Consider the following 25,525-nt stretch of genomic DNA (forward strand, 5'->3'; position numbering starts at 1 on the left):
AGGGGGGGAATCCGTGAAGAAATGGTTTATCGCACTCTTGCTCCTGACGGTGTCGGCCTTTACGGTCCAGATGGCACTGGCCGACAAGATGTCGCACAAGGAGTACGCCACCACCCCCATCGGCGAATGCAACGCATGCCACAAGGGTGAAGGCATCGCCCCCAACCATGACGCCGACTGGGTTCGTGGTCACCGGGTAGTTGCCAGCCGTGCGGGAAAGAACTGCGCCGACTGCCACGTCCAGCAATTCTGCCTCGACTGTCACCAGGGGGGCGGGATCGAAGCCGACCTGTCGACGCGGACCTTCATGAGGGACTACGTACCGAAGAGCCACCGGAGCAACTTCCTGAGCATTCACCCGACCAAGGCCCTGGACAACCCTCAGAGCTGCACGCGTTGCCACGACCAGTCTTACTGCAACGAGTGCCACGCCCGGTACCCGAAGGGGTCCCTGCGGATCAAGTCACACCTGATGCTGGGACCGAACGGTCAGAAGTACAGCCCCGGGCTGGGCGAGCACGCCATCGAAGCACGCCGCAACCTGCAGTCGTGCCAGACCTGTCACCCTGAAGGGGATGTGTGCATCCAGTGCCACTCCAGCGGGAAGACGAACCCGCACCCCAGGGGTTGGAACAGCATCAAGAACAACTACAAAGACCGGGCCGGCAGCAGAACGTGCACCAAGTGCCACCTGCCGGGCACGTACTAATTGAGAGCACCACACACCACAAGGAGGAAATGGCATGAGTAGAAAAGCAACAAGGTATTCTGCTGTGCTTGCGGCTTCGTTGTTCGCAGCGGCGCTTGCCGGCTGCGGCTCCGAAAACAAGGAGGGTTCGATCGGAACCGGCCCCGGCGGCGTGGCAACCGTGGGCGACACCGCCTGCGTCCAGTGTCACAGCGCCGTAACCGAAGCACTGACCGGCGAGAGCATCATTACGCAATATCAGAAGAGCTCCCCCCACAACAGGGCAGACCTGGGCTGCGAAAGCTGTCACGGCGGCGGTGCCCAGCATAACGGCGTAGGTCCGATTCCGTTCGCCCATCCCGACGCCAACCGTTGCGCCGACTGCCACGACGGCACCACTGCCGTGGCCACCAACTCGAACACCGCATTCGCCGGGTCGCGGCACAACACCCAGTCTGTCCGGGACAGTGCGAACTGCAAGCGCTGCCACTCCCACGAAGGTGCGATCCTGTCCAACATCTATGGCCTGACCGGCGACAACGCCACCATTACGAATGTGGACTACATAAACAGGGTGCCCCTGGCGTCCAACTACACCCAGATTTCCTGCGCCACCTGCCACGAGCACGGCGGCGGCCTGCGCACCATCAAGGCAATCGACGGGTCAGGCAACCTTGTGAACTGGGACCCCAACAACAACCGCCGGATTGACCAGTTCGACCTGTGCACCAGTTGCCACACCCTGTACAACTACAACGGCACGCAACTCCTGGCCGGCGGTAATCCCCTCAACGGCGTTGCAACGGGAGTCAGCCTGCATGCCGCCACCAGCGCCAGGTGGTACGGAGTTCTTGCCACGACCCACTTCGACAACTATTCGACCGGTCCCCAGGCCGGTGCCGGCGCCAGTGGCACCAACACCAAGGTTGAAGGTTACGTCCTCCGTCGCACCGGCGCCAACCCCTGCTTCGACTGCCACGGTCACGAATCGAAGACCAACACCAGAAACGAAGCGTCCCGCGGTCCGACGATCCATACCGACTGGGCCCAGTCTGGCCACGGCGGCGGCCTGCTGACCGCCAAGTACGCCGCAGTCGCCGGCAAGAGCGGCACCGCAGCCGTCACCGCCGCCTTGAACGCCTATGTGGACGACGCCACCGCCGTCGCCTGGACCCACTACAACTGGGATGCGAGCAGCCGCGGTTCCTGCCAGCGCTGCCACACCGCCACCGGCGCAGCCAACTTCATGAGCAATCCGGCCACCTACAAAGCGGACGGCTCCGGCAACAACTTCTCGCACCTGCAGGGCTGGAACGCCACCAACGGCTCCAAGCAGAACGAACTGCTCTACTGCTGGGGCTGCCACACCAACGCCGGCACCGGCGAACTGCGTAACCCGGGTGCCATCACAGAAAACTACGCAGGTGTTAACAATGCTGGCACTGGAACTACAGGTACATCTGTGACCGTGTCTTATCCGGATATAGCCGGTTCCAACGTCTGCATGACCTGCCACCTCGGCCGCCAAATCGGTGAAAACATCAAGACCATTACTGATGCTGACGGTGTTCTTGGCTTCGTGAACTCCCATTACCTAGCAGCCGGCGGCCAGCTTTTCGGCAAAACCGGCTACGAGTACGCAACCCGCAGCTACGCCAATCCGGCCTTCTTCGCCCATGACAAGATCGGCACAGCCGCTGCCCCCGGCACCGGCTCCAACGGCCCCTGCGCCGGCTGCCACATGAGCACCCCGAATTCGCACTCCTTCCTGCCGGTAACCAAGGACAGCGCGGGCGCCGTCACCGCCATCACCAGCACCGCCTGCGCCACCTGCCATTCCGGCACCTTTGCGCTCACCCCCGAAGGCCTGACCGCCGAGGAAGAAGAGTACGTGGCATCCCTTGAAGCCCTCAAAGCGGCCCTGGCCGGCAAGGGTATCCTCTTCTTCAACGCCCATCCGTATTTCTACATAGATACGAATTCCAACGGCATTGCCGATCCTGGGGAGATTGTTTCCTCTAACGCCTTCACCAACTGGGCCGGCGTGTACGGGCTTGCCCTCTGGAAAGATGTCATGGGCGCGGCATTCAACGCCAACCTGCTGATCCACGATCCGGGCGGGTATGCCCACAACCGGTTCTACAGCAAGCGGCTGATCTGGGATTCCATCGACTTCATCTATGACGGCGTGCTGAACAACGACGTCGCTGCCGCGATCGATGCCCAGGTAACGGCGACTCGACTGGACAGCGCCACGGCAACGGCCGCCAAGGCCTACCTCGGTACGACCCGTCCGTAATCGCGGACGCGGCGTTCCGGCGCGTCATCCGATGCACAATCGCAAGGCCGGTCTCTCTCTTGGGGCCGGCCTTGCCTTTTACCTGGCTATGTGCACTTCCGATGATACGCGAGCACACGTGCCGGTGGATGGCGGTGGCGCCTGCAATCCCGTCGCGATCCGGAAAAAGTATCTTGCCGGAGCGACCTGAAAAGGAGAAAATACGCCATGCAACGATTCCTTGCAGTACTATTTGCGATGATCTTCATCTGTTCGGCGGCAGTGGCCGCCGGCGGTCTCGACGGTTTCCTGGGCAACCTCAATGTTGAGGCGAGGGCCGATCCGACCGGCTTTGCCGGCAGACTGAGCACCCAGTTCGGCGTGCCCGGCGCACAGGTAAGCGTCGTGCTGGGGTCTGTCCGGGAGCCTGCGGACGCCTTTATGGTCTACCAATTGGGGCAGATGACCCACAAGCCGTACGAAACGGTGCTCCAGAGCTATCAGGCCAATCAGGGCAAGGGATGGGGGGTGATTGCCAAGCGTCTCGGCATCAAGCCCGGCTCCACCGAGTTCCATGCCCTCAAGCGGGGTGACTTTGCCCTTACCGGAAAGCCGTCCCACGCGTCGCATGATGATCATCATCACGGCAGGGAAAAAGCCAAAGGAAAAGGCAAGGGGAAGGGATACTAAGTAACGGTCGAGTCAGCGGAGTTGCGCCGGATCGCGCCGGGCTTCATGGCATCGGGCAGGGCAGGACTGCGTCGAGGATGACGTGCGATTGACGGCCGGTCAGCGAGGCGTGACGTCGGCATGCGGGGCAGGGATGCCCGGTTGCCGACAGGATTTATAGATGCGGCGCAGAGGGGGCGCTTCGGTGCCCCCCCTCTGCGCTTCGGACCATACATGGATTTGCCGGTTACATCATATCGATTCGCTGTGTTTGTCGTGCTCTCCGGACTGGTGCACGTGGCGGGGCTGTGCGTTCTCACGAGCGGCGGCATTCTCGACCTGGGTGCACCGGTTCTGCCCATGGCAGCCGTCAGCATTTCGCTCCGGGATCCGGAGACGTCTGTTCCGTCCCTCCCTGAAGGGCAGTCGTCGCGTGAGAGTGTCGGCGCAGGGGAACAGGAACGGCCTGGCGAGCGGAGCGTCGTTGCTGCTCCGGAGCGCGCGGACCAGCCGACCGCCCTACCAGTCGTCCGCGAAGCCACGCCGGCCACTGAGCCGCTGCCGCCGGAGGCAGTGGCGGTAGCTGCCCCCGTGCCCGCCGCATCTACGGAGGTCGTGGCTGAGGCAGACCCTGCCGCCCGGTCGCCGCACCCGGAGGTCATGCCGCCGTTACGCAAGGCGGATGAGTTTCTCGCGGCGGGCCGGGAGAAACTCTCCTACCGGATCAGCATGTTCGGTATCCCCGTGGGCGAGGCAATGATCGAGGCGGTTCGGGAACGGGAGCGCGAGGAAGTAACCATCACCACGCGCGTCAGGTCGTATCCGGTCATCTCGGCGGTATACCCGGTGGACGATGTGATAGAAACCCGGCTCGTTGCCGGCAACTACCTGATCACCAGGATCAGGCAGCGGGAAGGAACCTTTACGGGGGACAGCGGTTTTACCCTGATGATGCGCGAGAAAAAGGCCTTCTGGGCCGACCGCCTGCGGAACCGGTACGCTACCCATTCCCTGCCGCGGGAGGATGTGACCGATATCGTCTCGGGGTTCTATTTTCTCAGAAACAAGCGGCTTGAGGTGGGGCAGCCGGTGGTGCTCCACCTGTTCGACAGCAACGAGTACGCTCCCACCACCGTCGAGGTGCTGCGGCGGGAGGGGGTAACGCTGCCGGGGGGACGGACCGTTGATACGCTGGTTGTCCATCCGCTTCTGAAGACCGCCGGTATCTTCAGGAGGACCGGCGACATGATGATCTGGGTCACCGACGACGCATACAAGGTTCCCGTGAGGATGGAAACGGCCATTTCCCTCGGTCGGGTGCGGGCGGAACTGGTTGCTGCGGAGTCGGAACAGTGAAAGGGGCCGTCTTCTCATGATGAGTCCCCATGGTTAAAGGCTGCTCGTCCGGAGCGAAGAGATTGAGCACGCGCGCAGCTTTGAACTCATAAGGCTTCACACATATTCCACGGTCTGCTAAAATGCACGATCATCATCGCCCATTGCCCCGTTGCGGCAGAGGAGAACAGCGTGAACCCCACGGATAACTCGCCAGGGAAGGGCACGCCCGACGGGCTTGCCGCCGATCCGCGCTTCAAGGTGGTCGAGCGGACCCTTAAACAGTATCAGTACCGGGCCGATGCTCTCCTGGAGGTTCTTCACGTGGCCCAGGAGACCTTCGGCTGTCTCAGCGACGAGCTGATGAACCACGTGGCCCGGCAACTCCGTGTCCCACCAAGCCGCGTCTACGGCGTCGCCACTTTTTATCACTTCTTTACCCTTGAGGCCCGGGGCGAGCACTCCTGCGTGGTCTGCACCGGCACTGCCTGTTACGTGAAACGCTCGGCCGAGATCGTGGCGCGCCTCGAAAACGAGTTCGGCGTGAAGGCCGGCAAAACCACGGCCGACGGCAAGCTCACCCTGTCGACGGTCCGCTGCCTCGGCAGTTGCGGGCTGGCCCCCATCGTGGTGCTCGACGGGGAAACCATGGGACGCTGTACCCCTGATTCGGCCGCCACCGCCGTCCGGGTCATGCTGACGGAAAAGGGGCCGGCGCGTGAGGAAGCGGCCCGGACGGGCCACCGCCGCAAGGGGGAAGAGCCATGAATCCCGCCGATCTCCATGCAATGGCCCGGGAAGAGCGTGCCCGCCAGGAGGCGCTGCGGTGCCGCATCATGGTCTGTGCCGGCACCCCATGCCTGTCCGCAGGCGCGCTGGCGGTGCTGGACGCACTGCGCCAGGCAGTGGCGGAAAGCCGGCTCGACGCGGAGATCGAGGCCACCGGCACCGGCTGCATGGGGCCGTGCAGCCGCGGCCCCCTCGTCAAAGTGGCTGTCCAGGGTAAACCCGAGACCGTCTACGAGCGCGTTACACCTGAACTGGGCCGCCAGATCCTCTACTCGGTGGTGAAGGGGCGCCGGCCGCCCACGGCCTCGCCGCTGCCGCCGGATCATCCCTACTTTACCCGCCAGATGAAGATCGTCCTGGCCAACTGCGGCTCCATCGATCCCGAGCGGATCGAAGGGTATGTGGCAGCGGGGGGCTACGATGCCCTGGCCCATGCCCTGCACGAGATGACCCCCGAGGATGTCTGCCGCGAGATATCCACGTCGGGACTGCGGGGGCGGGGCGGCGCCGGCTATCCGGCCGGCGTCAAGTGGAACCTGGCCCGCAAGGCGCCGGGCGAGCGGAAATACGTGGTGGCCAACGGCGACGAGGGGGATCCGGGTGCCTACATGGACCGCTCCGTCATGGAGTCGGACCCCCACCGCATCCTGGAAGGGATGGCCATTGCCGGCTATGCCGTCGGCGCAGATCAGGGCTACATTTACGTCCGGGGCGAGTACTACCTGGCCGGAAGGCGGCTCGAGGCCGCCATCCGCGACGCCGAGCGCAAGGGACTCCTGGGAAGCCGGGTGCTCGGCAGCAACTTCAGCTTCCGCATCGACATCCGGACCGGGGCCGGCGCCTTTGTCTGCGGCGAGGAAACGTCGCTCATGGCCTCCATCATGGGGCGGCGCGGACAACCCTGGCACCGGCCCCCCTATCCGGCCCAGCGAGGGCTCTGGGGGTGTCCGACCCTCATCAACAACGTTGAGACTCTTGCCACCGTTCCGGCCATAATCGGGCGCGGGGCCGCCTGGTATGCCGGCATCGGCGCGGCCCGGAGCCCGGGGACCAAGGTCTATGCCCTGGCCGGCCAGGTGGAGACCGCCGGCCTGATCGAAGTCCCCATGGGCACTACGTTGCGGGAGGTGGTGTTCGACATCGGCGGCGGCATCCCCGGCGGCAAGCGCTTCAAGGCTGCCCAGTCGGGCGGCCCCTCGGGCGGCTGCATCCCTGCCGAGCATCTGGACACTCCCCTCGATTACGAAAGCATGGAGCGGATCGGCACCATCATGGGTTCCGGCGGGCTCATCATCATGGACGAGACGAGTTGCATGCCCGATGTGGCTTCCTTTTTCCTCGACTTCTGCCGGGACGAGAGCTGCGGCAAGTGCATTCCGTGCCGCGTGGGGAGCATGGAGATGCACCGTCTGCTGCAGCGCATAACCTCCGGCACCGCCCTGCCCGACGATCTGCGCCGACTGGAGGAACTCTGCGATCTGGTGGGCACCACGAGCCTCTGCGGCCTCGGCCAGACCGCGCCCAATCCGGTGGTGAGCACCCTGCGCTACTTCCGGCACGAATACGAGGCCCACATCCGTGAACGCCGCTGTCCGGCGGACCGCTGCACCATGGCCGTCGAACAGGAGCCCGGACCCGACGGCGAGGCCCTCATGCACGCCCTCGGCGCCCCGGGGGAGGTCCGCTGATGCCGGTCATCACCCTGACCATTGACAACGAACTGATCAGCGGACGCGAGGGGGAAACCCTGCTTACGGTGATCAAGGAACACGGCATATCGCTCCCCACCCTCTGCCACATGGAAGGGCTCTCCGAGCGAGGCGGCTGCCGGCTCTGCATCGTGGAGGTGGAGGGCAGCTCCCGACCCCTCCCCGCCTGCACCACGCCGGCGCGCGAGGGGATGGTGGTGCGGACCCGGAGCGAGCGGCTGGAGAACTACCGGCGGATGCTCGTGGAGCTCATGCTCGCCGAGCGCAACCACTACTGCGCCGTCTGTGTCTCCATCGGCCACTGCGAACTGCAGCGGGTGGCCGCCGAGCTGGGGGTCGACCATGTCCGCTACGAATACCTTTCGCCCAAGCTGACCATGGATCTCTCCCACGAGCGCTTCGGCCTGGACCACAGTCGCTGCATCCTCTGCACCAGATGTGTCCGGGTCTGTGACGAGATCGAAGGGGTGCACACCTGGGACATCTCCGGGCGTGGAGTGAAAAGCCGCATCATTGCCGATCTGAACCGCCCCTGGCGTGACAGTGGCACCTGCACCAGTTGCGGCAAGTGCGTCCAGGTCTGTCCCACCGGCGCCTGTTCCTCAAGGGGGCGGTGGTTGGCGAGATGGTCAAGGACCCGACCATGCTCGCCCGGGTGCTGGAAGGGCGGGAGAAAAAGGAGTGGGAAGGATGACGCCGTCGGCGGGAACAATGCGGGGTGCGCCCGGAGGAGTGGAACTGATCGGCAGCGGCCGGCTCCGGCTCGCCACGGCCTGGCTGGGAGGCTGCTCCGGGTGCCACATGAGCTTCCTCGACCTGGACGAGTATCTCCTGGAGCTGTCCCAGGTGGCCGACCTGGTCTACGGGCCGTTCGTGGATGCCAAGGAATTCCCCACGGGCGTGGATGTGGCGCTGGTGGAGGGAGCGGTAACCAACCGTGCGAACCTGGCCATGGCCGGCATCATCCGGCAACGGAGCCGGACCGTGATCAGTTTCGGCGACTGTGCCATCACCGGCAACGTCACTGCCATGCGCAACCATCTCACGGTGACCGAAACCCTGGATCCCTTCCGCTGCGGCAGCGAGGCCCCTCCTGTCTTCGATTACGCGGCAGTGCCCCAGCTTCTGCCGCGGGCCCTGCCGCTCCACCAGGTGATCCCGGTGGACGGTTACATTCCCGGCTGCCCGCCTGGCCCGGACCGGATCCGGGCAGCCATTGAATGCCTGCTGCGGGGAGAGCCGGTACACGTTTGGATAGGTATCTCCATGTCCCGCACCATAACCATAGATCCCGTCACCCGCATCGAAGGGCACGCGACCATCACCATCCGGCTCGACGATGCCGGTGCCGTGGCCGATGCCAGGTTTCACGTGACCGAATTCCGCGGATTCGAGCGGATATGCATCGGCCGCAGCATCTGGGAGATGCCCGGCATCACCGCCCGCATCTGCGGCATCTGCCCCGTGAGCCACTCCATCTCCGCTGCCCGTGCCGGCGATGCCATCCTCGGCGTGGAGATTCCCCCGGTCGCAGTCCACCTGCGCCGGATCGCCAATCTGGCCTCTCTCATCCAGAGCCATGCCCTGAGCTTCTTCCACCTCTCCGCCGCCGATCTTCTCATGGGGATGGACGAGGAGCCCTCCCGCCGCAACCTCTGGGGCCTGGTGGCGCACCACCCGGAGGTGGCCCGCGGCGGCATCCGTCTCCGTCAGATCGGCCAGAAGATCGTAAGCGCCGTTGCCGGAGAGAGCATCCATCCCTCCTGGGCGGTGCCGGGCGGAGTCCGTGAGCCGCTCTCCCCGGAAGGCCGGGACCGGATCGCCGCGCTTCTGCCCGAGGGGCTCGCCATCGTCCGGGGCGCCCTGGGCATGCTTGACGGTATCTACGCCCGCCACGAAGCCGAGATAACCGCGTATGGGGACTTTCCCTCGCTCTTTGCGGGGTTGACGGCATCTGACGGCGGTCTGGAGCACTACGACGGCTCCCTCCGCTTCACCGATTCGGCAGGCGTCCACGTGGATGAGCTTTCCCCGGAGCACTACGCCCAGGCCATAACCGAGCGGGCCGAGCCCTGGAGCTACATGACCTTCCCCTACTACCAGCCCCATGGTGACCGGGAAGGGGAGGGGATGTTCCGGGTGGGGCCCTGGCCCGTTTGAACATCTGCGACCACGCCGGGACCCCCGAGGCCGACCGCGAACTTGCCGCGTTCCGGCAGGTGCGCGGCGCCGGCGGCATGGTCACCGGCAGTTTCCACTACCACCATGCCCGGCTCATCGAGATCCTCCACGCCCTGGAGCGGATCGGGATGCTCCTGGACGAGCCGGACATCCTGGATCGCCACGTCCGGAGCGAGGCCGGAGTGAACCGGCCGGCCGGCGTCGGCTTCTGCGAAGCGCCCCGCGGCACCCTCTTTCATGACTACGAGGTGGATGACGACGGCATTGTCAGCCGTGTGAACCTGCTTATCGCCACCGGCATGAACAATCTGGCCATGAACCGGACCATCCGGCAGGTGGCGGCGGAGTTCATCAGGGGAGGGGAGTTCACGGAAGGGATTCTCAACCGGATCGAGCACGGCGTGCGGGCCTATGATCCGTGCCTTTCCTGCGCCACCCATGCCTACGGCAGGATGCCGCTGCGGGTGATGCTCCTGGGGCCGGACGGGACGGTGCTGGATGAGGCGAAACGGGGAAGATAGCGAGAGGGGCAGGTCATGGTCCTGCTGATCGGCTACGGCAATCGCCTGCGGCGCGACGATGGAGCCGGGGCGGTCCTTCCTGCGATGGTGGAGGGGGGCTCCCCTCTGGGCAGCGTGCGTTCCGTCGAAGCCCATCAGCTCCTGCCCGAGATGGCCGAGGAGATCGCCGCCCCGGAGGTGACCGGCGTCATCTTTTTTGACGCCTGCCCGGCCGCCGGCGGCATGAGTTCGGTGGCTGCCCTCCCTTTGACGGCCTCATCCGGCGAGGGCGCCCTGGGACATCACCTGGCTCCCGAGCTGCTTCTGGCCTATGCCGGGAAACTCTACGGCCGGACCCCGCCGGCATGGCTCGTGACCGTGCCGGGAGAAGATTTCAGCCACGGGGAAGGGTTCAGCGACAGGGCCCGCGCCAACCTGGCCGAGGCCGGCCGTGTGGCCCGCGACCTGGTGCGGAGGCTGTCCGGAGGGTGAGGGATCATTCCCCGGCAAGCACCGGCAGCCGTTCCGTGAGCCGGATTTCCTCCGGCGTTACGAGCGCCCGGTAGGCCAGGGCTTCTACCCCGGCAGTCACGGCCTGCCGCAGAAGCCGGCCGTACACCGGGTCAATGGCGTCTGCCGGAGCCACGGCAGACCCGTCGCCACGCTGGACCACGAAGAAGATCACTCCCCGGTCCCCCTGCCGCACCACCTCCATCAACTCCCGCAGGTGTTTTTGCCCCCGTTCCGTCACGGCGTCGGGGAAGAGGGCCGTTCCCCCTTCCACGAGGGTCACGTTTTTCACCTCGACCCAGCAGCGGCCCGGCCCTTCCAGCAGCAGGTCCACCCGGCTGTTGGTGCCGTAGCGGACTTCGGGCCGGATGCGCTCATACCCCAGGAGTTCCGCGACGGTGCCGTTTTCAATCCCCTCCCGGACGAGCCGGTTGGGGAGGCCCGTGTTTATCCCCGCCCAGTAGCCGTCAGCCATGACCAGTTCCCAGGTGTAGGCGAGGCGCCGCTTCGGATTGTCGCTGAGAGAAAGGAACACGGCGCTTCCCGGCTGGCTGCATCCTTTCATGCTCCCCGAGTTCGGGCAGTGGGCGGTGACCACCGTCCCGTCGTCGAGGCGTACGTCGGCCAGGAACCGCTGGTAGCGCCGGATCAGGGTGCCGGAGTAAAGGGGGCGTGGCAGAATCATGCCTGACAGATAGCACGGCGGGGCAGCAATGGCAACAGCCTGTCGAGAGGATGCCTCGGGCTTGTGGAAATGATGTCTGGAAAATTAGGACGATCACAGGTAAAATGTCTCCCTGGGTGTCAGCAAACGGAGGGGCAAGATGATTGAACTGATGATTCGGATTGCAGGGTTGCTTGGCCGATGCGCTCGTCTCCTGCCGGCAACTGCCGGCATGGTGCTCGTGCTGCAGGTAGCCGCCGGCGCACAGGTCCTGACCATCAACGGCGGCGCGAAGTTCACCAACTATCCCATGGTGACGCTCGGCATCGATGCCGCCCTGCACGGGGGAACCGTGCAGGCGATGCGTTTCGGTATCGACGGCATTCTCAAAACAGATTGGGAGCCGGTGGCGGCATCACGGCGTTTGACGTTAGCCAAACCATTTGATTATTCCTTTTACGACGTATTCCTCCAGTTCCTGCAAGACGGGATGACGGTCCCCGATCCCCCCTATACCGCTTCGATTGTCTATGATGACCTCATCGATACCGGCTTTTTCGGCGGCCAGGGGGTGGCCCTTTTCGGCGGCACGGGAAACGACCGGGGCAAGGGGATCGCGGTGCAGCCGGACGGCAAGCTGCTGGTGGTCGGCACCGTGGAGCAGTCGGCGGGCAACACCGACATCGTCCTCTGGCGCCTCACGGCGCAGGGTGAGCCGGATACCGGCTTCGGGAACCAGGGTTCAGTCGTGATCGACGTGGGCACGGCTGACCGTGCCGCCGGCGTGGCGTTGCAGAGCGACGGCAAAATTCTCGTTCTCGGCAGCGTGGGGAGTGCCACTACCGCCTGGGAGGTTCGACGCTACGATTCTGCCGGCGTACTTGATACCTCTTTCGGCACGGGCGGGAAGTACCAGGAGGGGGGCTCCGGCGCCAACGAGGCCGGAAATCTGCTGGTTCAGCCCGACGGCAGGATCGTGATTGTCGGCACCAGGGATGTTAGCGGAGCGAAAGAAATCCAGGTGATCCGTCTTACGGCGACCGGAGTGCTCGACAGCGCCTTCAACGGCAACACCGGCTACTACCGGCCCAACCTTCCCGGCAACAGTTTCGGGAATGGACTCGCGCTCCAGGCGGACGGGAAGATCCTGCTCGTCGGCACCTATGCGAACCCGAGCGGCGAAACCGATCTCTTCGTGCAGCGACTCAAAACCGACGGCACCCTCGACAACTTTAATGACGGATTGAATAATTTCTTCGTGGCCGGCGATGCCGGCAACGACGAAGGCCTGGGGATAGCCGTCCAGCCTGACGGCAAAATCGTGGTGGTAGGGGCCTACCAGTGGGGTGCGGGTGACACGGATATCTGGGTGCTCCGCCTCAATGAGAACGGTACGCCGGACAATGGTTTCAATGCCCCGGTCGGGGATTACAAGGACGGCGACGTGTATAACGACAGGGCCGAAGCACTGGTGATCCAGCCTGACGGCAAGATCGTTGTGGTGGGGTCCTTCGGTTACGCGACCGACACCGATATCCTTGTGTTCCGACTCAATGCCGACGGAACTACAGACAACACCATCTACAATTTCTACGGGTTCTATACCATCAATTCGGGCGATGACGAAGGACAGGGCGTAGCGCTCCAACCCGATGGGAACATTGTCCTGGTGAGCACCTTCACCAGGGAGGAAGGCGATACCGACATCCACGTCCACCGGATCTTTGGCCGGAAAGAGACCCTCAGCGTTTCGACCACGGGTGGGGGCAGCGTTGCCGATGATCTGGGCGCCTTTACCTGGGTGGACCTGTCGGGAGAAGGCGACTACATCACGGGCGATTCGGTGACCCTCACCGCCGCTCCTGCAACCGGCTACGTCTTTACGGGGTGGGGCGGCGCCTGCGCCGGCACCTCTCCCGTCTGCACGGTAACCATGGATGGTGCGAAGAACGTGACGGCATCCTTCTCCCTGGATAAGCCGGCTGCGCCGACAGGTCTCTCCGGCGTGCCGGGCAACGGCACGGCAGGCATTTCCTGGACCGCCAGCCAGGAGCCGGGCATTACCGGTTACAAGGTCTACCACGGCAGTACGTCGGGAAATTATGCGACCCCCGACCAGGTCGGCACCACCCCGGCCCATGTGATTTCCGGCCTGATGAACGGCGTTACCTACTACATTGCCGTATCGGCACTCAAAAACGGTGTGGAAGGGCCTAAATCGGCCGAGATCACTGTGACGCCCGGCATCAGCCTCAGTGTGACCGTCATCGGCACGGGGGGGGGGACGGTGTCGAGTTCGCCCTCAGGCATTTCTTGCCTTGACGGTACGGGGTGCAGTGCGATTTTCAGTGCAGTGCCGGTGATCCTTATTGCAACGCCGAGTGCCGGCTGGGTTTTTGATGGCTGGTCGGGTGCCTGTGCCGGTATCGGTGACTGCACGGTCAGCCAGTACGGGCCCGTGGCCGTGACGGCCACGTTCAAGAAAACACTGCCCGTGAAGCTTACAACGGGAACCACGAGCTATTATTCAACAATCGCGGACGCCTATGCCGCGTGCGTCGGGGTCCCCTCGTGCACCATCGAGGCCCAGGCGACCGATTTCACCGGCAACCTGACGTTGGCAAATTCCATCGCCGTGCTCCTCAAGGGAGGGTATGACGCGACCTTCTCGTCCAATCCCGGTCTGACGACGCTTCAGGGCGTTGTCACGGTGGGCAGGGGTTCTCTCACGGCCCAGAATGTGGTTATCCGCTGACCGGGAACCACGGCCAACGAAAAAACCCCGCCGAGCTCCATGTCGGCGGGGTTTTTTGCAAGCGAATACGCTTAGTTCATGTAAATGGCGGGCGATACTGGATTCGAACCAGCGACCTCAGGCTTCGGAGGCCTGCGCTCTATCCAACTGAGCTAACCGCCCGCGAATTTCTATTGATACACCATCATCGATGAATTCTCAAGAGGAAAGTTTGCCCGATGCCGTCACCTGAGTCCAAGCCGCGGTTGTGTTCCAGCATCACCATTTGCTACACTGGTCGAAAATCTCAAGGTTCGAGGGCCATGAAGAACGTACCGGTCATCCTTTTTGTCGTGTTCTGCCTCTTTGTCGGCTTCACCCCGGCCCTGGCCGCCCATTACGAAGTAAAGCAGGTGGAGGAGGGGGTGTACGCGGCCATTGCCCTGCCGGAGGGGAAAGCGGCCAGTAACGCCATGATCGTAGTTACCCCCTATCAGGTGATCCTGGCGGGTGCCCATTTCATTCCCGAAGGGATCCGCGAACTGGTCGACGCCATTGCCGAGATCACCCCCGTTCCCCTGCGCTACGTGATCCTTACTCACCATCATCCCGGTTACAATCATGTGGATTTCGACTTTCCCGCCAACGTGGAGATCATAACCTCGTGGCAGACCTGGCAGGCGCTCAGGGGTGAGTCGCGCCAGCTCCGCAATCATGTGACCTTCTTCGATAAAGGGCTGACGCTCATCCGGGGGAAAACGGTCCTGGTCCTGAACAGTACCGAGTTCGGCCACCGGGAGGGGGACATCATCCTCTACCTGCCGAACGAAGGGGTGCTCTTTACGTCGGATCTCTTTTACAACGACGTGGTGGGGTACATGGGGGAAGGGAAAATGCGGGATTGGGTCGTCACCCTGGAGAGCCTGGAGGCGGTAGGGGCAAAACATGTGCTCCCCGGCCTGGGTGATGTGTCCGACCGTGCGGGGCTCAGGCGGTTCAGGCTCTTCTTCAAGGAGTTCCTCACCGAGGTCCTGCGCCACATCGAAGCAGGCAGGAGTCTTGCCGAGGCCAAGGCCCGGTTCCGGCTGCCGCGCTACGATGCCATGCCCGGCTTCCGCACGTTTTTCGACGTGAACGTGGAACGGGCCTATCTTGATCTCAAGGAAGACCTGGAGGCCGCCGCTACTTCGACACAGAGCCGTACACCGGCACGGTGATTTCGGGTTTGCCTGGCATGTCGGTCTTGATGATGATGAATCCGCTCAGGAACCGATCTTCCGGCCGCGGTGCCACCGATATGGTGATGGGAGTGCTCTCGCCGGGCTTGATGCTCTGTTTGCCGGCTGTCACTTTCACCTGGGGCATGGGGGTGGTGACGGAGAGTATCTTCACGGGCCGGGCCCCCCTGTTGTCCACCGTAACGGTGAATACCCCGCTCGTTCCCGCCTTTATCTGTCCCAGGTTCAGTTGACGGGGCGCCACAACCAGTATTTCGCTGACAATGCCCGTGAGGGTGAGCGTGTAATTAGGGTTTGCCGGGTCATTGGTTTCGACGGTTATGGTCTTGGTGACCTTGCCGCCGAACGTGGTCGAGTCGAACGTTGTCTTAAGCTCGACGTTTCCTCCCGGCTCGATGGTTGTGCGGGGGAGGTTGACCACGGTACAGCCGCAGGACGATTTGGTCCTGTGGATCGACAGGGGGGCGTCCCCCTTGTTCCTCAGCGTAAAGACATGGTCGAGCTTTTTCCCTTGCGGTATGGTCCCGAAATCAAAGAACGGCTTGTCCACTGACAGGGTGGGGGCGGCAAATGCCGCGGCGGCGCACTGGAGGAACAGCACGATGGTCAGTAATGGGGTGAGCAGGTGGCGCATGCGTATTCTCCGATTGCTGAAAGTTTCCCGGGGCCGTGGCGGCTTCCGGTCCAACAGATATACCATAAAGGATGGGCCGGTGGCCATATTGAATTGACACTAAGTGCCTTTATCTGCTATAGAAAAGTCCGAAATGACCGGCTCGGCGCCGTTTTTCGCCAGGCGGCCGTTATCCGCTGCCCCACCTCTCCCCGTGGAGTGACCAATGATCATCCAGTGTGCGCAATGCAGCAGCAAGTTCCGGCTTGACGACTCCAAAGTTACGGCCGCCGGCATCAAGGTCCGTTGCTCCAAGTGCCGGCACATTTTCGTCATAAAAAAAGAGGCCCCGGCGGAAGAGACGGATTTCGACTCGATCCTGCAGGGGCTGGATGCACGTGAGGGCAGGGGCGCTGCCGGTACTGCCGCGGCAGAGGATTCGGTGCCAGAGAAAGAGGTCGAGCCGCCCCAGGCGCCCCAGCAGGAGCCGGCTCCGTCATTTCCTCCCGCAGGCTCTGGTGTCGAGACAACCGCTGACAGCCTGCCGGCACCCTTTGACGTTCCTTCAGGAGCCATTGCCGCTGATGAGGATTTTTCGTTCGGCTTCGGCGGAGGACCGGCGGCAGGCAGTGAAGAACATCCGGCGCAGCCAGTTGCTTCTGAGCCGGAGGCATTCGATTTCGGCGAGCCCGTCGCAGAGGAGCGGCCGCGTCCCGCTGGGCCTCTAGTTGCGCCTGCCGTTGGCGGATTCGGGGACGAGATCGCCTTTGGCGAGGTGAGCCCCGAGGCCTTTGCCGCCGCAACCGGTGCCGGGGAGAGAGAAGGAGGTTCCGCGGGGGGCTTTACCCTTGATTTCGAGGAGGGGGCGGCGAAGGAAGGCGTTTCTCAGGGGGCTGAATCCGGGGAAGAAGCCGAGCCTTTCGATTTCGGTGAACTGGATCTGGGCATCGATGAAACCGTACCGGAGCCCGAGTCCCGAGATCGCATCCGGGCGGCAGCCGATACGGCTCCGGAGCAGCCTGTGGCCGAACCCGCCGAGGCGGCACCACCGCCGTCCCCCCTGTCCGTTCCCTTCGGAGAAGAGGAGGCTCCCCCTCTTGTCATCTCGTCGCGCCGCAAGGGGCGTTCCCTGCTTCCCCTTGTCGCCATTGTGGTGTCGGTCCTGGTGATCGTTGCCCTTGCCGGATTCGGATTCTACTTCTTCAAAGAGGGTCCTGCCGCCTTCAATAAGCTCGGCATCGGTTTTGTGGCTGAATGGCTCGGGTTCGAAGCGCGGGAGGAGGGGGGGGTCGGTCTTGACAAGGTCAGAGGGGGATATCTGGTCAATGCTGAGGTGGGAGAGGTTTTCGTCATTCGAGGTGAAGCCGTCAACAACTACCGCAAGCCCCGGGCGTCCATCCAGGTGAAGGGAGCGCTCGTGGGGCCGGGAGGCCAGACGGTGATGCAGAAAGTTGCCTACTGCGGCAACAGCCTGAGCGACGAACAGATAGCCTCGCTCCCCATGGCAAAGATCGAGGCTGCCATGAATAACCAGTTCGGCGACTCCCTGTCGAATCTGGGAGTCCAGCCGGGCAACCGGATTCCCTTTGTGATCGTTCTGGCCCGGATTCCCGGCGAGGCCACCGATTTCACCGTGGAGGTGACCGGTTCCACTGTTGCGACTCAGTGAGCATTACGCCCGATAACGAGGCCTGAAAACATGAGGCGGGGGAGAGGGACCGGCCCTCCTGCCGCGTGGATTCGGGTGGCAGAGAATACAATGAAACGGGCCGGCAATGGAGCCGGCCCGTTTCATTGTCAGGGCAAAAAAATACCGGCACGACGTACGTCATGCCGGTATTGGCTGGTGCGACCTGTCGGTTAGGCTGCGCTGATGGCGCTTACCGGGCAGGTGTCGACGCAAGCGCCGCAATCGATACAGGTATCTGCATCAATCTTGTGCTTGTCGTCGGCCGGTGCAATAGCGTTGACCGGACAAGAATCGACACAGGCGCCGCAATTGGTGCAGTCGTCGGAAATAACGTGGGCCACGGAATACCTCCTTATAAAATATTTTCTGAAAGCAGCGTAAACATATCACAGGGTTTCTGCAAAGTCTAGAGGAAAGGTTTTGCCGGTCCACCCCCTCCACTTAAAAAAACTTGAATTCAACTTTTCCGTATTGTATATGTAAAAAACAGTTTTATTTTTCGGTCCCCATCTGTATCATCTCTCATAAATCATCTTGAAATTGCTTGTTTTATTCGTGTTGAACAATTTTTATTTTCGCTCAATCAGGAGGAATGATGATCATACTTGCCCTCAATTGCGGCAGCTCATCGGTGAAGTACCAGTTATTCGACTGGGAGAGAAAAGAGGTCGTTGCCAAGGGCATGGTGGAGCGGGTCATCATCGGAGACTCCTTCATCATGCACGAGGTGCCCGGCCGGGAAACCTACCGGAAGGAGTACGAGTGTCCCGACCACCAGGTGGCCATTGACCTGATCATCAGGACCGTGGTGGATGCCGAGCAGGGCGTTCTGGGAGATATCAACGAGATATCAGCGGTCGGTCACCGGGTCGTCCACGGGGGGGAAATGTTCACCCGCTCGGTGCTCATCGACGAAAAGGTGCTGGACGCGGTCAAGGATGTCCAGCATCTGGCCCCCCTGCACAATCCCCCCAACATCGCAGGCATCGAGGCTGCTCAGGCGGTTCTCCCCCACGTTCCCCATGTGGCCATTTTCGATACGGCGTTCCATCAGACCATGCCCGAGCATGCCTACCTCTATCCGCTTCCCTACGAGTGGTACGAGAAGTACGGCGTGCGCCGCTACGGCTTCCACGGTACGTCCCATCTCTACGTATCGAAGCGGGCAGCGGTTCTTATCGGCAAGAAGCTTCCGAGAGCAACATCATCACCATGCATATCGGCAACGGGGTGTCTCACTGTGCCATCAAGGGTGGTGTCTCCGTCGATACGAGCATGGGGCTCACCCCGCTTGAGGGTGCCGTCATGGGGACCCGCTGCGGCGACATCGACCCTGCCATCCCCGCGTTCATGATGCAGAAGGAAAATCTTTCCGCCAAGGAGATCGACAGCATCCTCAACAAGAAGAGCGGGGTGCTCGGCGTGACCGGCCGCTTCACCGACCGCCGCGACGTGATCGAAAACGCGGCCAACGGCGATCACCGTTGCAAGGTTGCCCTCGATATCGAGGCCTACCGCCTGAGAAAATATATCGGCACCTATATGGCCGTGCTCGGCCGTCTTGATGCGGTGGTCTTCACCGCCGGCGTGGGGGAGATGGGGTGGCCCATCCGGGAGAAGACCATCGAAGGGCTTGAGGGAATCGGCATCAAGCTCGACCGTGAGCGGAACAAGGGGGCCATGACCCGCAAGCGGGAGAGCCTCATCACCACCGACGACTCACCTATCAAGGTATTCGTCATCCCCACGGACGAAGAACTCGTCTTTACCGAGGACGTGGTGGCAATCCTCAATGGTACCTACACCGACCACATGAACTTTGACTATTCGTTTGCGCGGCCCGATTTCGTGAGGAAGTAGCGGCCACAAAAAGATCATGACGCACCGAAGGCCGCCGGGAATATCTCTGGCGGCCTTCGTCTTTGCTGATCCCGTGAAGCCGGAGAGCCGGTTGAATCGAATGTGCCTGAAGAGGCAGAATCAAAGTGCTCTGCGCTGAGGGTGGACCTTTGGTTTCAAGGGTTCGGGTTTGGCAAGGAGGGAGGAGTTCGGAGAACAAAAGGCCGCCGGCTGATGCTGGCGGCCTTTTGTCGTGCAGGTGGTTGTGGTTCGTTTATCCCTGGGCCTGAACCGCGGTAATGGCGGCCACGTTGACGATGTCGTCCACGGAGCAGCCCCGGGAGAGGTCATTCACCGGTTTTGCCAGACCCTGGATGATGGGGCCTATGGCCTCTGCGCCGGCGACCCGCTCCACGAGCTTGTAGGCGATATTGCCGGCGTCCAGGTCCGGGAAGACGAGGACGTTGGCCTTGCCGGCCACGGGGCTGCCGGGTGCCTTGCGCTCGCCCACCTTGGGAAGAAGGGCGGCGTCGGCCTGGAGCTCGCCGTCGATATGAAGTGCCGGGTCAATGGCTTTGGCCAGTTCCATTGCCTTGAGGACCTTGTCCACGTCGGCATGGGAAGCGCTTCCCTTGGTGGAGAAGGAGAGCATGGCCACCCGGGCGTCCACGTCGAGGAAGGCCTTGCAGTTGCGGGCGGTGGCCACGGCGATGTCGGCCAGGGCCTGGGCATCGGGGTTGGGGTTTACGGCGCAGTCGGCAAAGAAGATGATGCCGTTTTCGCCGAAGGACGGGGTTTTGGTGACCATGAAGAAAAACGAGGAAACCGTTTTGATCCCCATGGCAGGGCCCACGGTCTGAAAGGCTGCCCGAAGCACGTCGCCGGTGGTGCCGGTGGCGCCGGCCACCTCGCCCCCGGCGTCGCCCTGGCGGACCATCATGCCGGCATAGTAGAGGTTGTCTGACGCGGTAAGGAGCTTCAGGGCCTCATCCTTGGTAAGTCCCTTGCTCTTGCGGAGTTCCGCGAAGGCGTCGGCATATTCGTTGAGCTTGGGAGACGTGGCCGGATCGATCAGCTCGACCCCGGAGATGGCGGCGCCGAGATCGGCCGCTTTCCTGGCGATGGCGTCGGCATTGCCAAGCATGACGACTTTTGCCAAACCCTGTTCCACGATCTGTTGGGCGGCGGCATACATCCGGTCATCATAGCTCTCCGGGAGCACGATTGTTTGCAGGTTGTTCCGGGCTTTAGCTTGATTTGGTCCATCAGACCCATGGTCGATCCTCCTTGGTCTAAAATTAAAACGGAATTCTAGTGTATAGCCCATACCAGGGACCCGGTCAACAAAAAACCCGGCGTGGGCCGGGTTTCGGGATGGTTGGAAGAGCGGTTGTTTCAGTGTGCCGGGGCGCAGTCGCGGGTGTTGCCCTGGATTTTTTCAACGGCGTGCGGCACGGCCGGCCAGACCGCTTCCAGGTTTTCAACGGCGCCACGGGGACTGCCGGGGAGGTTGATGATGAGGGCGGTTCCCCTGATCCCGGCCACGGCCCGGGAGATCATGGCGTTGGGGGTCTTCTGGAGGCTCCTCATCCGCATCACCTCGCCGAAGCCGGGGATGAGGCGATCAAGGATCGTCATGGTGGCATCGGGGGTAACGTCCCGGGGGGAGACTCCGGTGCCGCCCGTGGTGAGGATCAGGTCCGCATCTCCCGCGTCGGCCCATGCGGCGAGGCGGGCGGAGATAAGGTCCGCCTCGTCGGGGATGATCTCCGTGCGCACCGTTTCGACGCCCCGTTCCGCCAGCCATGCGACGAGGGCCGGGCCGCTGGCGTCGGCCCGTTCGCCCCGGGAGCCCTTGTCGCTCAGGGTCAGAATCGCCGCCTTCATTGTGCTTCCTCCCTCTGCCAGGTGCCGCTCTTGCCCCCCTCTTTGAAGAGAAGGCGGATCTGGCTGATGGTGATTCCCTTGTCGGCACCCTTGCACATGTCGTAGATGGTGAGGGCGGCCACGGCCGCCGAGGCCATGGCTTCCATCTCCACACCGGTCCGCTCGAAGGCCCGCACCGTGGCTCTGACGGTGACGGTGCCGCAGGCCTGGTCGGTATCGAAATCGATTGCCGCATGGTGGATGGCCAGCGGGTGGGAGAGGGGGATCAGCTCCGGTGTTTTTTTGGCGGCGGCGATGCCGGCGATCCGTGCCACGCCCAGGACATCGCCCTTGGTGGTCCGGCCGGCCAGCAGGCCGGCCAGGGTGTCCGGCTGCATTGACACCGTGGCGGCGGCCGTAGCGGTGCGCAGGGTCGGCTGCTTGCCACTCACGTCCACCATGATGGCCTGGCCCTGGTCGTCAAAATGGTTGAAAGACATACGTGATTCCCCCTAGCGTTCCAGCATCGTAACGTCATCCCGCAGGATCATCATCTCCACCTCGCTTCCGGCCGGGACGAACGAGGCCTCCCGGGGAAGCAGCACCAGGGCGTTTGCGTTGACCATGGTCCTGAGAATGCCGGTGTGCTGCTCACCGGCGGTGGATGCCACCAGTCGGCCGTCCCGTTCCGTTGCCCGTACCCGGAGGAAGTTTACCTTGCCCGGCTTCTTGCGCGCCTCCTCCAACAGGGTGGCCTTGACAAAGGGGCGCACCACGCGGGAGTGTCCCATCATCCGCAGGAGCGCCGGACGGACGAATATCTCGAAGGTGATCATGGTGGAGACCGGGTTGCCGGGGAGGGAGAAGACCGGTACGGCGCCATGCATGCTGAAGGCGGTGGGACCGCCGGGTTTCATGTCGACCTTCCAGAAGAGCTGCTCGGCCCCCAGTTCGGCCAGGACGTCACGGACCACGTCCCGGTCGCCGGCCGACACGCCTGCCGAGGTGATGAGGGCGTCGGCCCTGAGCCCTTCGGCAAGTTTTTCCCGATGGCTTTCCCGGTTGTCGCGGGCGATGCCGATGATGACCGGTTCGGCGCCGCACTGGCGTACCGCGGCTGCCAGGGACAGGGCATTGGAGTTGATGATCGTGCCCGGCGCGGGGGACTCGCCCAACTCGGCCAGTTCGTCTCCGGTGGACAGGATGGCGACCCGGGCCCTGCGGAATACCGGCACCAGTGCCTTGCCAAAGGAGGCGAGCATGCTGATTTCTGGCGGCTGGAGCAGGGTGCCGCGGGAGACGACGATATCGCCCGTGGCGACATCCTCTCCCTTGAAGCGGATGTGCTGGCGGCGAGCGACCGTGGCCATGATCCGGACCGCACCGCCTTCATTTTCGGTTTCTTCCACCGGCACCACCGCGTCGCAGCCGGGCGGGACCGGTGCGCCGGTCATGATCCTGATGGCGCACCCGGGCTCCACCGGCCGCCGGCGGGGATATAGCCCGTAACCTTCAGGGATGCGGGAATTTCACCACAGTCGTCGGCGCGCACAGCAAAGCCGTCCATGGCGGAGTTGTCGCAGAGGGGCATCTCCCAGGGGGCAATCAGGTCTTCGGCAAGGATCCGGCCGACGGCCTCCAGGATGCCCACCCGTTCGATGCCGAGCGGCGCTACGCGATCGAGAATAATGCTGCGGGCTTCGGTGAAAGACGGCACAATTCGTCTCCTTCGTTGCTGGATAATTTGACCCCCGTCAGCGGGTTGGCCAGTTCGCCCGCCACCAGGTGAATGCGATCTCCGCCCAACCGCTCCGCATGCTCCGGGTCGTGGGTGGTCATGACGACCGTGGTCCCCGCGCCGGGGAGGCCGGCAATGACGGCGGTGAGGAGATCGCTCGTTGTCCGGTCCACGTTGGCAAGCGGCTCGTCCAGGAGCAGGACGCGCGTGTTGAGCGCCAGCGCCCTGGCCAGGGCGATCCGCTGGGCCTCGCCGCCGGAAAGCTCACGGGAGCGGCGATGGCCGAATCCTCCGAGCCCCACGAGGTTGAGGGCACTCTCGACGCGCCGCTTCAACTCATCACCGTGGACGCCGCGAAGTTTCAGTCCGTAGGCCACGTTGGCGAAGACGCTGCCGGTGAAGAGGTACGGAGACTGGTGCACCAGGGTGACCTGGCGCCGCAGGTGCCGGAGTGAGCCGTTGTTCCAGCTCACTGTCCGGTCGCCGAAAATGATTTCACCGCTCGTGGGGGGGGTGAGGAGCGCCAGGTGGGAGAGGAGGGTGCTCTTCCCCGCACCGTTGGCGCCGGTGAGGGTATAGATTCTGCCGCTGTGCAGCGTGAGCCGGTCGATGGCAAGGACGGTCCGGCCGGTGTAGGTAGTGCGTATGTTGGTGAGCCGGATGCATTCGCTCATGGTGCTGTCACCTCTGCTGCAGGGCATTGAGGGCCATGTTGACGATCAGGCGACCGCCATGAGGATGAGTCCCAGGGCAAGTCCCAGCGCGAATTCGCCCTTGCCGGTCTCCATGGCGATGGCGGTGGTCATGGTCCGGGTATGGCCCCGGATGTTGCCGCCGAGCATCATGGCAACCCCCACCTCGGCAATGACCCGGCCAAAGGCGGCGATGAGCGCGGCCATGATGCCGAAGCGCATCTCCAGCACCAGCCGTCGGATGCTTTCGAACGGCCCGGCGCCCAGGGTGAGGGCCGTTGGGACGATGCGGGGATCGGCACCCTTGATGGCGCTCATGGTCAGGTTCGCCACGATGGGGATGGCCAGGAGCGTCTGGCCCGCGACCATGGCCCAGGGTGTGAAGAGAATGCCGAATTCGCCCAGGGGACCCTGGCGGCTGACGAGGCTGTAGACGAAGAGGCCCACAACGACCGTGGGCAGGGCCATGAGGGTGTTGAGCAGCGTCACCACGGCCCGCTTGCCGGGAAATTCCGTCACCGCCACCGCCACTCCCGTCGGCACGCCGGCCAGGGATGCGAACAGGGTCGACCAGAGCGATACGACGATCGACACGGTCACCGCGCTGACCACGTCCGGGTCGCGGGAAGCAATGAGCTGGAGAGCAGTCGTGAGGGATTCGGAATAAAAGTCCATGGCTGCGGATGAGAGCGAGCCGCTGACCGGCAACGGATGCCCCCGGTCAGCGGTTCAATGCTATGATCGATTTCTATTTTTTGTAAATAAAGAAGACCGGCTCGCCGTGGGCCTTGTAGTCGGCGATGATCTTCAGCCCCTCCGGACCGGTGATGTAGTCGATGAGTTTCATGGCCAGGTCATATTTGACGTGGGGGAATTTTTTCGGATTGACGGCCATGATTCCGTAGGGGTTGAAGAGCCCTTTCTCACCCTGGAACAGAATCACAAGGTCGGTTTTGGCGCCCTTGAAGGCGTTGTAGGTCCCCCGGTCGGTCAGGGTGTAGGCGCGCCGCTCGGTGGCCATGGTGATGACGGGTCCCATGCCCTGGCCCGCTTCCACATACCAATTCCCCTTGGGCTCAATGCCGCCGGACTTCCAGAGATCGAGCTCTTTGGTGTGGGTGCCTGACTTGTCGCCCCGGGAAATGAAAGAGGCCTCTTTCGCCGCGATCAGCTTCAGGGCCTCTGCGGCGGTCTTCGCCTTGGCGATGCCGGCCGGGTCGTTCTTCGGTCCGATGATGACAAAGTCGTTGTACATGACGTCCTTGCGGTTCACGCCGAATCCGTCGGCCACGAACTTGTCCTCCAGTTTGCGGGCATGGACGAAGACCACATCAACGTCGCCCGCTTCGCCCAGCTTCAGGGCCTGGCCGGTACCCACGGCGATCACGTCGACCTTGACGTCGTTCCTCTTCTCGAACGGGGGAAGAAGAACTTTGAGCAGTCCCGAGTCCTGGGTGGAGGTTGTGGTGGACATCTTGAGCCGCTCCTCGGCAACGGCAACGGTAACAAGCATGAGGAGCGCAACAAGGGCTGCCGCGAACGAGCGATACATTTTCATGGGCGAGTCTCCTGTGGGTGGATTGGTTCTACTCTGCAAGCGGCTCACGCTTGTGAACGGTAGACATCTTCATGGGCCGGGCGATGACGGCCATGGAAACGCGTCCTCCCTGGATTGATGGGTGCGTAAGACATAAAAACCCCTTTCCTGGCGGAAAGGGGTCCTGGGCGCGTGTGGCCGGGAATCTCCTTTCCAGTGGGGAGGCATTGCCGTTTCCAGCAACACCCGTCGGCC

General features: G+C 63.1%; 18 protein-coding genes, 1 tRNA gene, 6 pseudogenes and 1 other annotated feature (1 of these 26 only partly in view). Of the genes and pseudogenes, 14 read left to right on the forward strand and 11 right to left on the reverse strand.

The window, feature by feature from the left end:
* Positions 1–13 precede the first annotated feature (13 nt).
* The 10 genes and pseudogenes from A2G06_03980 (at position 14) to A2G06_04025 (ending at position 10,641) form a co-directional block, all read left to right on the forward strand.
* Positions 14–709 carry a cytochrome C gene (locus A2G06_03980; GenBank protein ANA39663.1) on the forward strand — a complete coding sequence of 232 codons (696 nt, stop codon included), beginning with the start codon at positions 14–16 and terminating at the stop codon, positions 707–709.
* 34 nt (positions 710–743) lie between these two features.
* Positions 744–2,987, forward strand: coding sequence for a C-type polyheme cytochrome OmcB (locus tag A2G06_03985; protein ANA39664.1), 2,244 nt, complete (start codon positions 744–746; stop codon positions 2,985–2,987).
* A 207-nt stretch (positions 2,988–3,194) separates the two neighbouring features.
* Positions 3,195–3,656 (forward strand): hypothetical protein, encoded by a 462-nt coding sequence (locus A2G06_03990; protein ANA39665.1) that lies wholly within the window; start codon positions 3,195–3,197, stop codon positions 3,654–3,656.
* 213 nt (positions 3,657–3,869) lie between these two features.
* Positions 3,870–4,991 (forward strand): hypothetical protein, encoded by a 1,122-nt coding sequence (locus A2G06_03995; protein ID ANA39666.1) that lies wholly within the window; start codon positions 3,870–3,872, stop codon positions 4,989–4,991.
* Between the two features lie 171 nt (positions 4,992–5,162).
* Positions 5,163–5,738 (forward strand): hydrogenase HoxE, encoded by a 576-nt coding sequence (locus A2G06_04000; protein ID ANA39667.1) that lies wholly within the window; start codon positions 5,163–5,165, stop codon positions 5,736–5,738.
* Entirely contained in the window at positions 5,735–7,447 is a 1,713-nt protein-coding gene (locus A2G06_04005; GenBank protein ID ANA39668.1) for an NADH dehydrogenase, read from the forward strand. The genes A2G06_04000 and A2G06_04005 overlap by 4 nt, the downstream gene beginning before the upstream one ends.
* A pseudogene (locus tag A2G06_04010) lies at positions 7,447–8,162 on the forward strand (bidirectional hydrogenase complex protein HoxU). Before A2G06_04005 ends, A2G06_04010 begins: the two are co-directional and overlap by 1 nt.
* A gap of 17 nt (positions 8,163–8,179) precedes the next feature.
* Positions 8,180–8,719 (forward strand): annotated as a pseudogene (locus tag A2G06_04015) (NADP oxidoreductase).
* 15 nt (positions 8,720–8,734) lie between these two features.
* Positions 8,735–10,170, forward strand: a pseudogene (locus A2G06_04020) (NADP oxidoreductase).
* A gap of 15 nt (positions 10,171–10,185) precedes the next feature.
* Positions 10,186–10,641 carry a hydrogenase gene (locus A2G06_04025; GenBank protein ID ANA39669.1) on the forward strand — a complete coding sequence of 152 codons (456 nt, stop codon included), beginning with the start codon at positions 10,186–10,188 and terminating at the stop codon, positions 10,639–10,641.
* A gap of 4 nt (positions 10,642–10,645) precedes the next feature.
* Here A2G06_04025 and A2G06_04030 read toward each other — a convergent pair whose 3' ends face one another.
* Complete coding sequence (locus A2G06_04030) at positions 10,646–11,344, reverse strand: sugar fermentation stimulation protein SfsA (GenBank protein ANA39670.1); 699 nt, start codon at positions 11,342–11,344, stop codon at positions 10,646–10,648.
* 139 nt (positions 11,345–11,483) lie between these two features.
* On the opposite strand from A2G06_04030, the gene A2G06_04035 reads away from it, so the two are divergent.
* On the forward strand, positions 11,484–14,078 hold the full coding sequence (locus tag A2G06_04035) for a hypothetical protein (protein ANA39671.1): 2,595 nt from the start codon (positions 11,484–11,486) through the stop codon (positions 14,076–14,078).
* Between the two features lie 85 nt (positions 14,079–14,163).
* Here the strand turns inward: A2G06_04035 and A2G06_04040 are convergent.
* Positions 14,164–14,240: transfer RNA gene (locus A2G06_04040), tRNA-Arg, on the reverse strand.
* A gap of 140 nt (positions 14,241–14,380) precedes the next feature.
* Here A2G06_04040 and A2G06_04045 point away from each other — a divergent pair.
* Entirely contained in the window at positions 14,381–15,274 is an 894-nt protein-coding gene (locus tag A2G06_04045; protein ID ANA39672.1) for an MBL fold metallo-hydrolase, read from the forward strand.
* On the opposite strand, the gene A2G06_04050 is transcribed toward A2G06_04045, so the two are convergent.
* Positions 15,240–15,929, reverse strand: coding sequence for a hypothetical protein (locus A2G06_04050; protein ANA39673.1), 690 nt, complete (start codon positions 15,927–15,929; stop codon positions 15,240–15,242). The genes A2G06_04045 and A2G06_04050 overlap by 35 nt on opposite strands.
* 205 nt (positions 15,930–16,134) lie before the next feature.
* On the opposite strand from A2G06_04050, the gene A2G06_04055 reads away from it, so the two are divergent.
* Complete coding sequence (locus tag A2G06_04055; GenBank protein ID ANA39674.1) at positions 16,135–17,577, forward strand: hypothetical protein; 1,443 nt, start codon at positions 16,135–16,137, stop codon at positions 17,575–17,577.
* A gap of 191 nt (positions 17,578–17,768) precedes the next feature.
* Here A2G06_04055 and A2G06_04060 read toward each other — a convergent pair whose 3' ends face one another.
* Positions 17,769–17,939: a ferredoxin gene (locus tag A2G06_04060; protein ID ANA39675.1), complete on the reverse strand. Its 171-nt coding sequence runs from the start codon at positions 17,937–17,939 to the stop codon at positions 17,769–17,771.
* 254 nt (positions 17,940–18,193) lie between these two features.
* Between A2G06_04060 and A2G06_04065 the strand changes: the two are divergent.
* Positions 18,194–19,458 (forward strand): annotated as a pseudogene (locus A2G06_04065) (propionate kinase).
* A gap of 253 nt (positions 19,459–19,711) precedes the next feature.
* Here the strand turns inward: A2G06_04065 and A2G06_04070 are convergent.
* The 7 genes and pseudogenes from A2G06_04070 to A2G06_04100 all read right to left on the reverse strand — a co-directional run bounded on the left by A2G06_04070 (position 19,712) and on the right by A2G06_04100 (position 25,291).
* Complete coding sequence (locus A2G06_04070) at positions 19,712–20,719, reverse strand: phosphate acetyltransferase (protein ANA41587.1); 1,008 nt, start codon at positions 20,717–20,719, stop codon at positions 19,712–19,714.
* A 113-nt stretch (positions 20,720–20,832) separates the two neighbouring features.
* Entirely contained in the window at positions 20,833–21,324 is a 492-nt protein-coding gene (locus tag A2G06_04075; protein ID ANA39676.1) for a molybdenum cofactor biosynthesis protein, read from the reverse strand.
* Entirely contained in the window at positions 21,321–21,803 is a 483-nt protein-coding gene (locus A2G06_04080) for a cyclic pyranopterin monophosphate synthase accessory protein (GenBank protein ID ANA39677.1), read from the reverse strand. Before A2G06_04080 ends, A2G06_04075 begins: the two co-directional genes overlap by 4 nt.
* Positions 21,804–21,815: 12 nt before the next feature.
* Positions 21,816–23,020 (reverse strand): annotated as a pseudogene (locus A2G06_04085) (molybdopterin molybdenumtransferase MoeA).
* Positions 22,975–23,715: an ABC transporter ATP-binding protein gene (locus A2G06_04090; protein ID ANA39678.1), complete on the reverse strand. Its 741-nt coding sequence runs from the start codon at positions 23,713–23,715 to the stop codon at positions 22,975–22,977. The pseudogene A2G06_04085 and the gene A2G06_04090 overlap by 46 nt, the downstream one beginning before the upstream one ends.
* 7 nt (positions 23,716–23,722) lie before the next feature.
* Positions 23,723–24,408, reverse strand: a pseudogene (locus A2G06_04095) (ABC transporter permease).
* Between the two features lie 73 nt (positions 24,409–24,481).
* Positions 24,482–25,291 (reverse strand): tungsten ABC transporter substrate-binding protein, encoded by an 810-nt coding sequence (locus A2G06_04100; protein ANA39679.1) that lies wholly within the window; start codon positions 25,289–25,291, stop codon positions 24,482–24,484.
* A gap of 169 nt (positions 25,292–25,460) precedes the next feature.
* Positions 25,461–25,525: a binding site (molybdenum cofactor riboswitch), on the reverse strand (it continues 53 nt past the right edge of the window).

Source organism: Geobacter anodireducens, assembly GCA_001628815.1.
GTDB classification, from domain to species: domain Bacteria; phylum Desulfobacterota; class Desulfuromonadia; order Geobacterales; family Geobacteraceae; genus Geobacter; species Geobacter anodireducens.

Coding starts and splice junctions, on each gene's coding strand:
- A2G06_03985 (ANA39664.1), top strand. CDS start 744: ATGAGTAGAAAAGCAACAAGGTATTCTGCTGTGCTTGCGGCTTCGTTG.
- A2G06_03990 (ANA39665.1), top strand. CDS start 3,195: ATGCAACGATTCCTTGCAGTACTATTTGCGATGATCTTCATCTGTTCG.
- A2G06_03995 (ANA39666.1), top strand. CDS start 3,870: ATGGATTTGCCGGTTACATCATATCGATTCGCTGTGTTTGTCGTGCTC.
- A2G06_04005 (ANA39668.1), top strand. CDS start 5,735: ATGAATCCCGCCGATCTCCATGCAATGGCCCGGGAAGAGCGTGCCCGC.
- A2G06_04025 (ANA39669.1), top strand. CDS start 10,186: ATGGTCCTGCTGATCGGCTACGGCAATCGCCTGCGGCGCGACGATGGA.
- A2G06_04030 (ANA39670.1), bottom strand. CDS start 11,344: ATGATTCTGCCACGCCCCCTTTACTCCGGCACCCTGATCCGGCGCTAC.
- A2G06_04035 (ANA39671.1), top strand. CDS start 11,484: ATGATTGAACTGATGATTCGGATTGCAGGGTTGCTTGGCCGATGCGCT.
- A2G06_04045 (ANA39672.1), top strand. CDS start 14,381: ATGAAGAACGTACCGGTCATCCTTTTTGTCGTGTTCTGCCTCTTTGTC.
- A2G06_04050 (ANA39673.1), bottom strand. CDS start 15,929: ATGCGCCACCTGCTCACCCCATTACTGACCATCGTGCTGTTCCTCCAG.
- A2G06_04055 (ANA39674.1), top strand. CDS start 16,135: ATGATCATCCAGTGTGCGCAATGCAGCAGCAAGTTCCGGCTTGACGAC.
- A2G06_04075 (ANA39676.1), bottom strand. CDS start 21,324: ATGAAGGCGGCGATTCTGACCCTGAGCGACAAGGGCTCCCGGGGCGAA.
- A2G06_04080 (ANA39677.1), bottom strand. CDS start 21,803: ATGTCTTTCAACCATTTTGACGACCAGGGCCAGGCCATCATGGTGGAC.
- A2G06_04090 (ANA39678.1), bottom strand. CDS start 23,715: ATGAGCGAATGCATCCGGCTCACCAACATACGCACTACCTACACCGGC.
- A2G06_04100 (ANA39679.1), bottom strand. CDS start 25,291: ATGAAAATGTATCGCTCGTTCGCGGCAGCCCTTGTTGCGCTCCTCATG.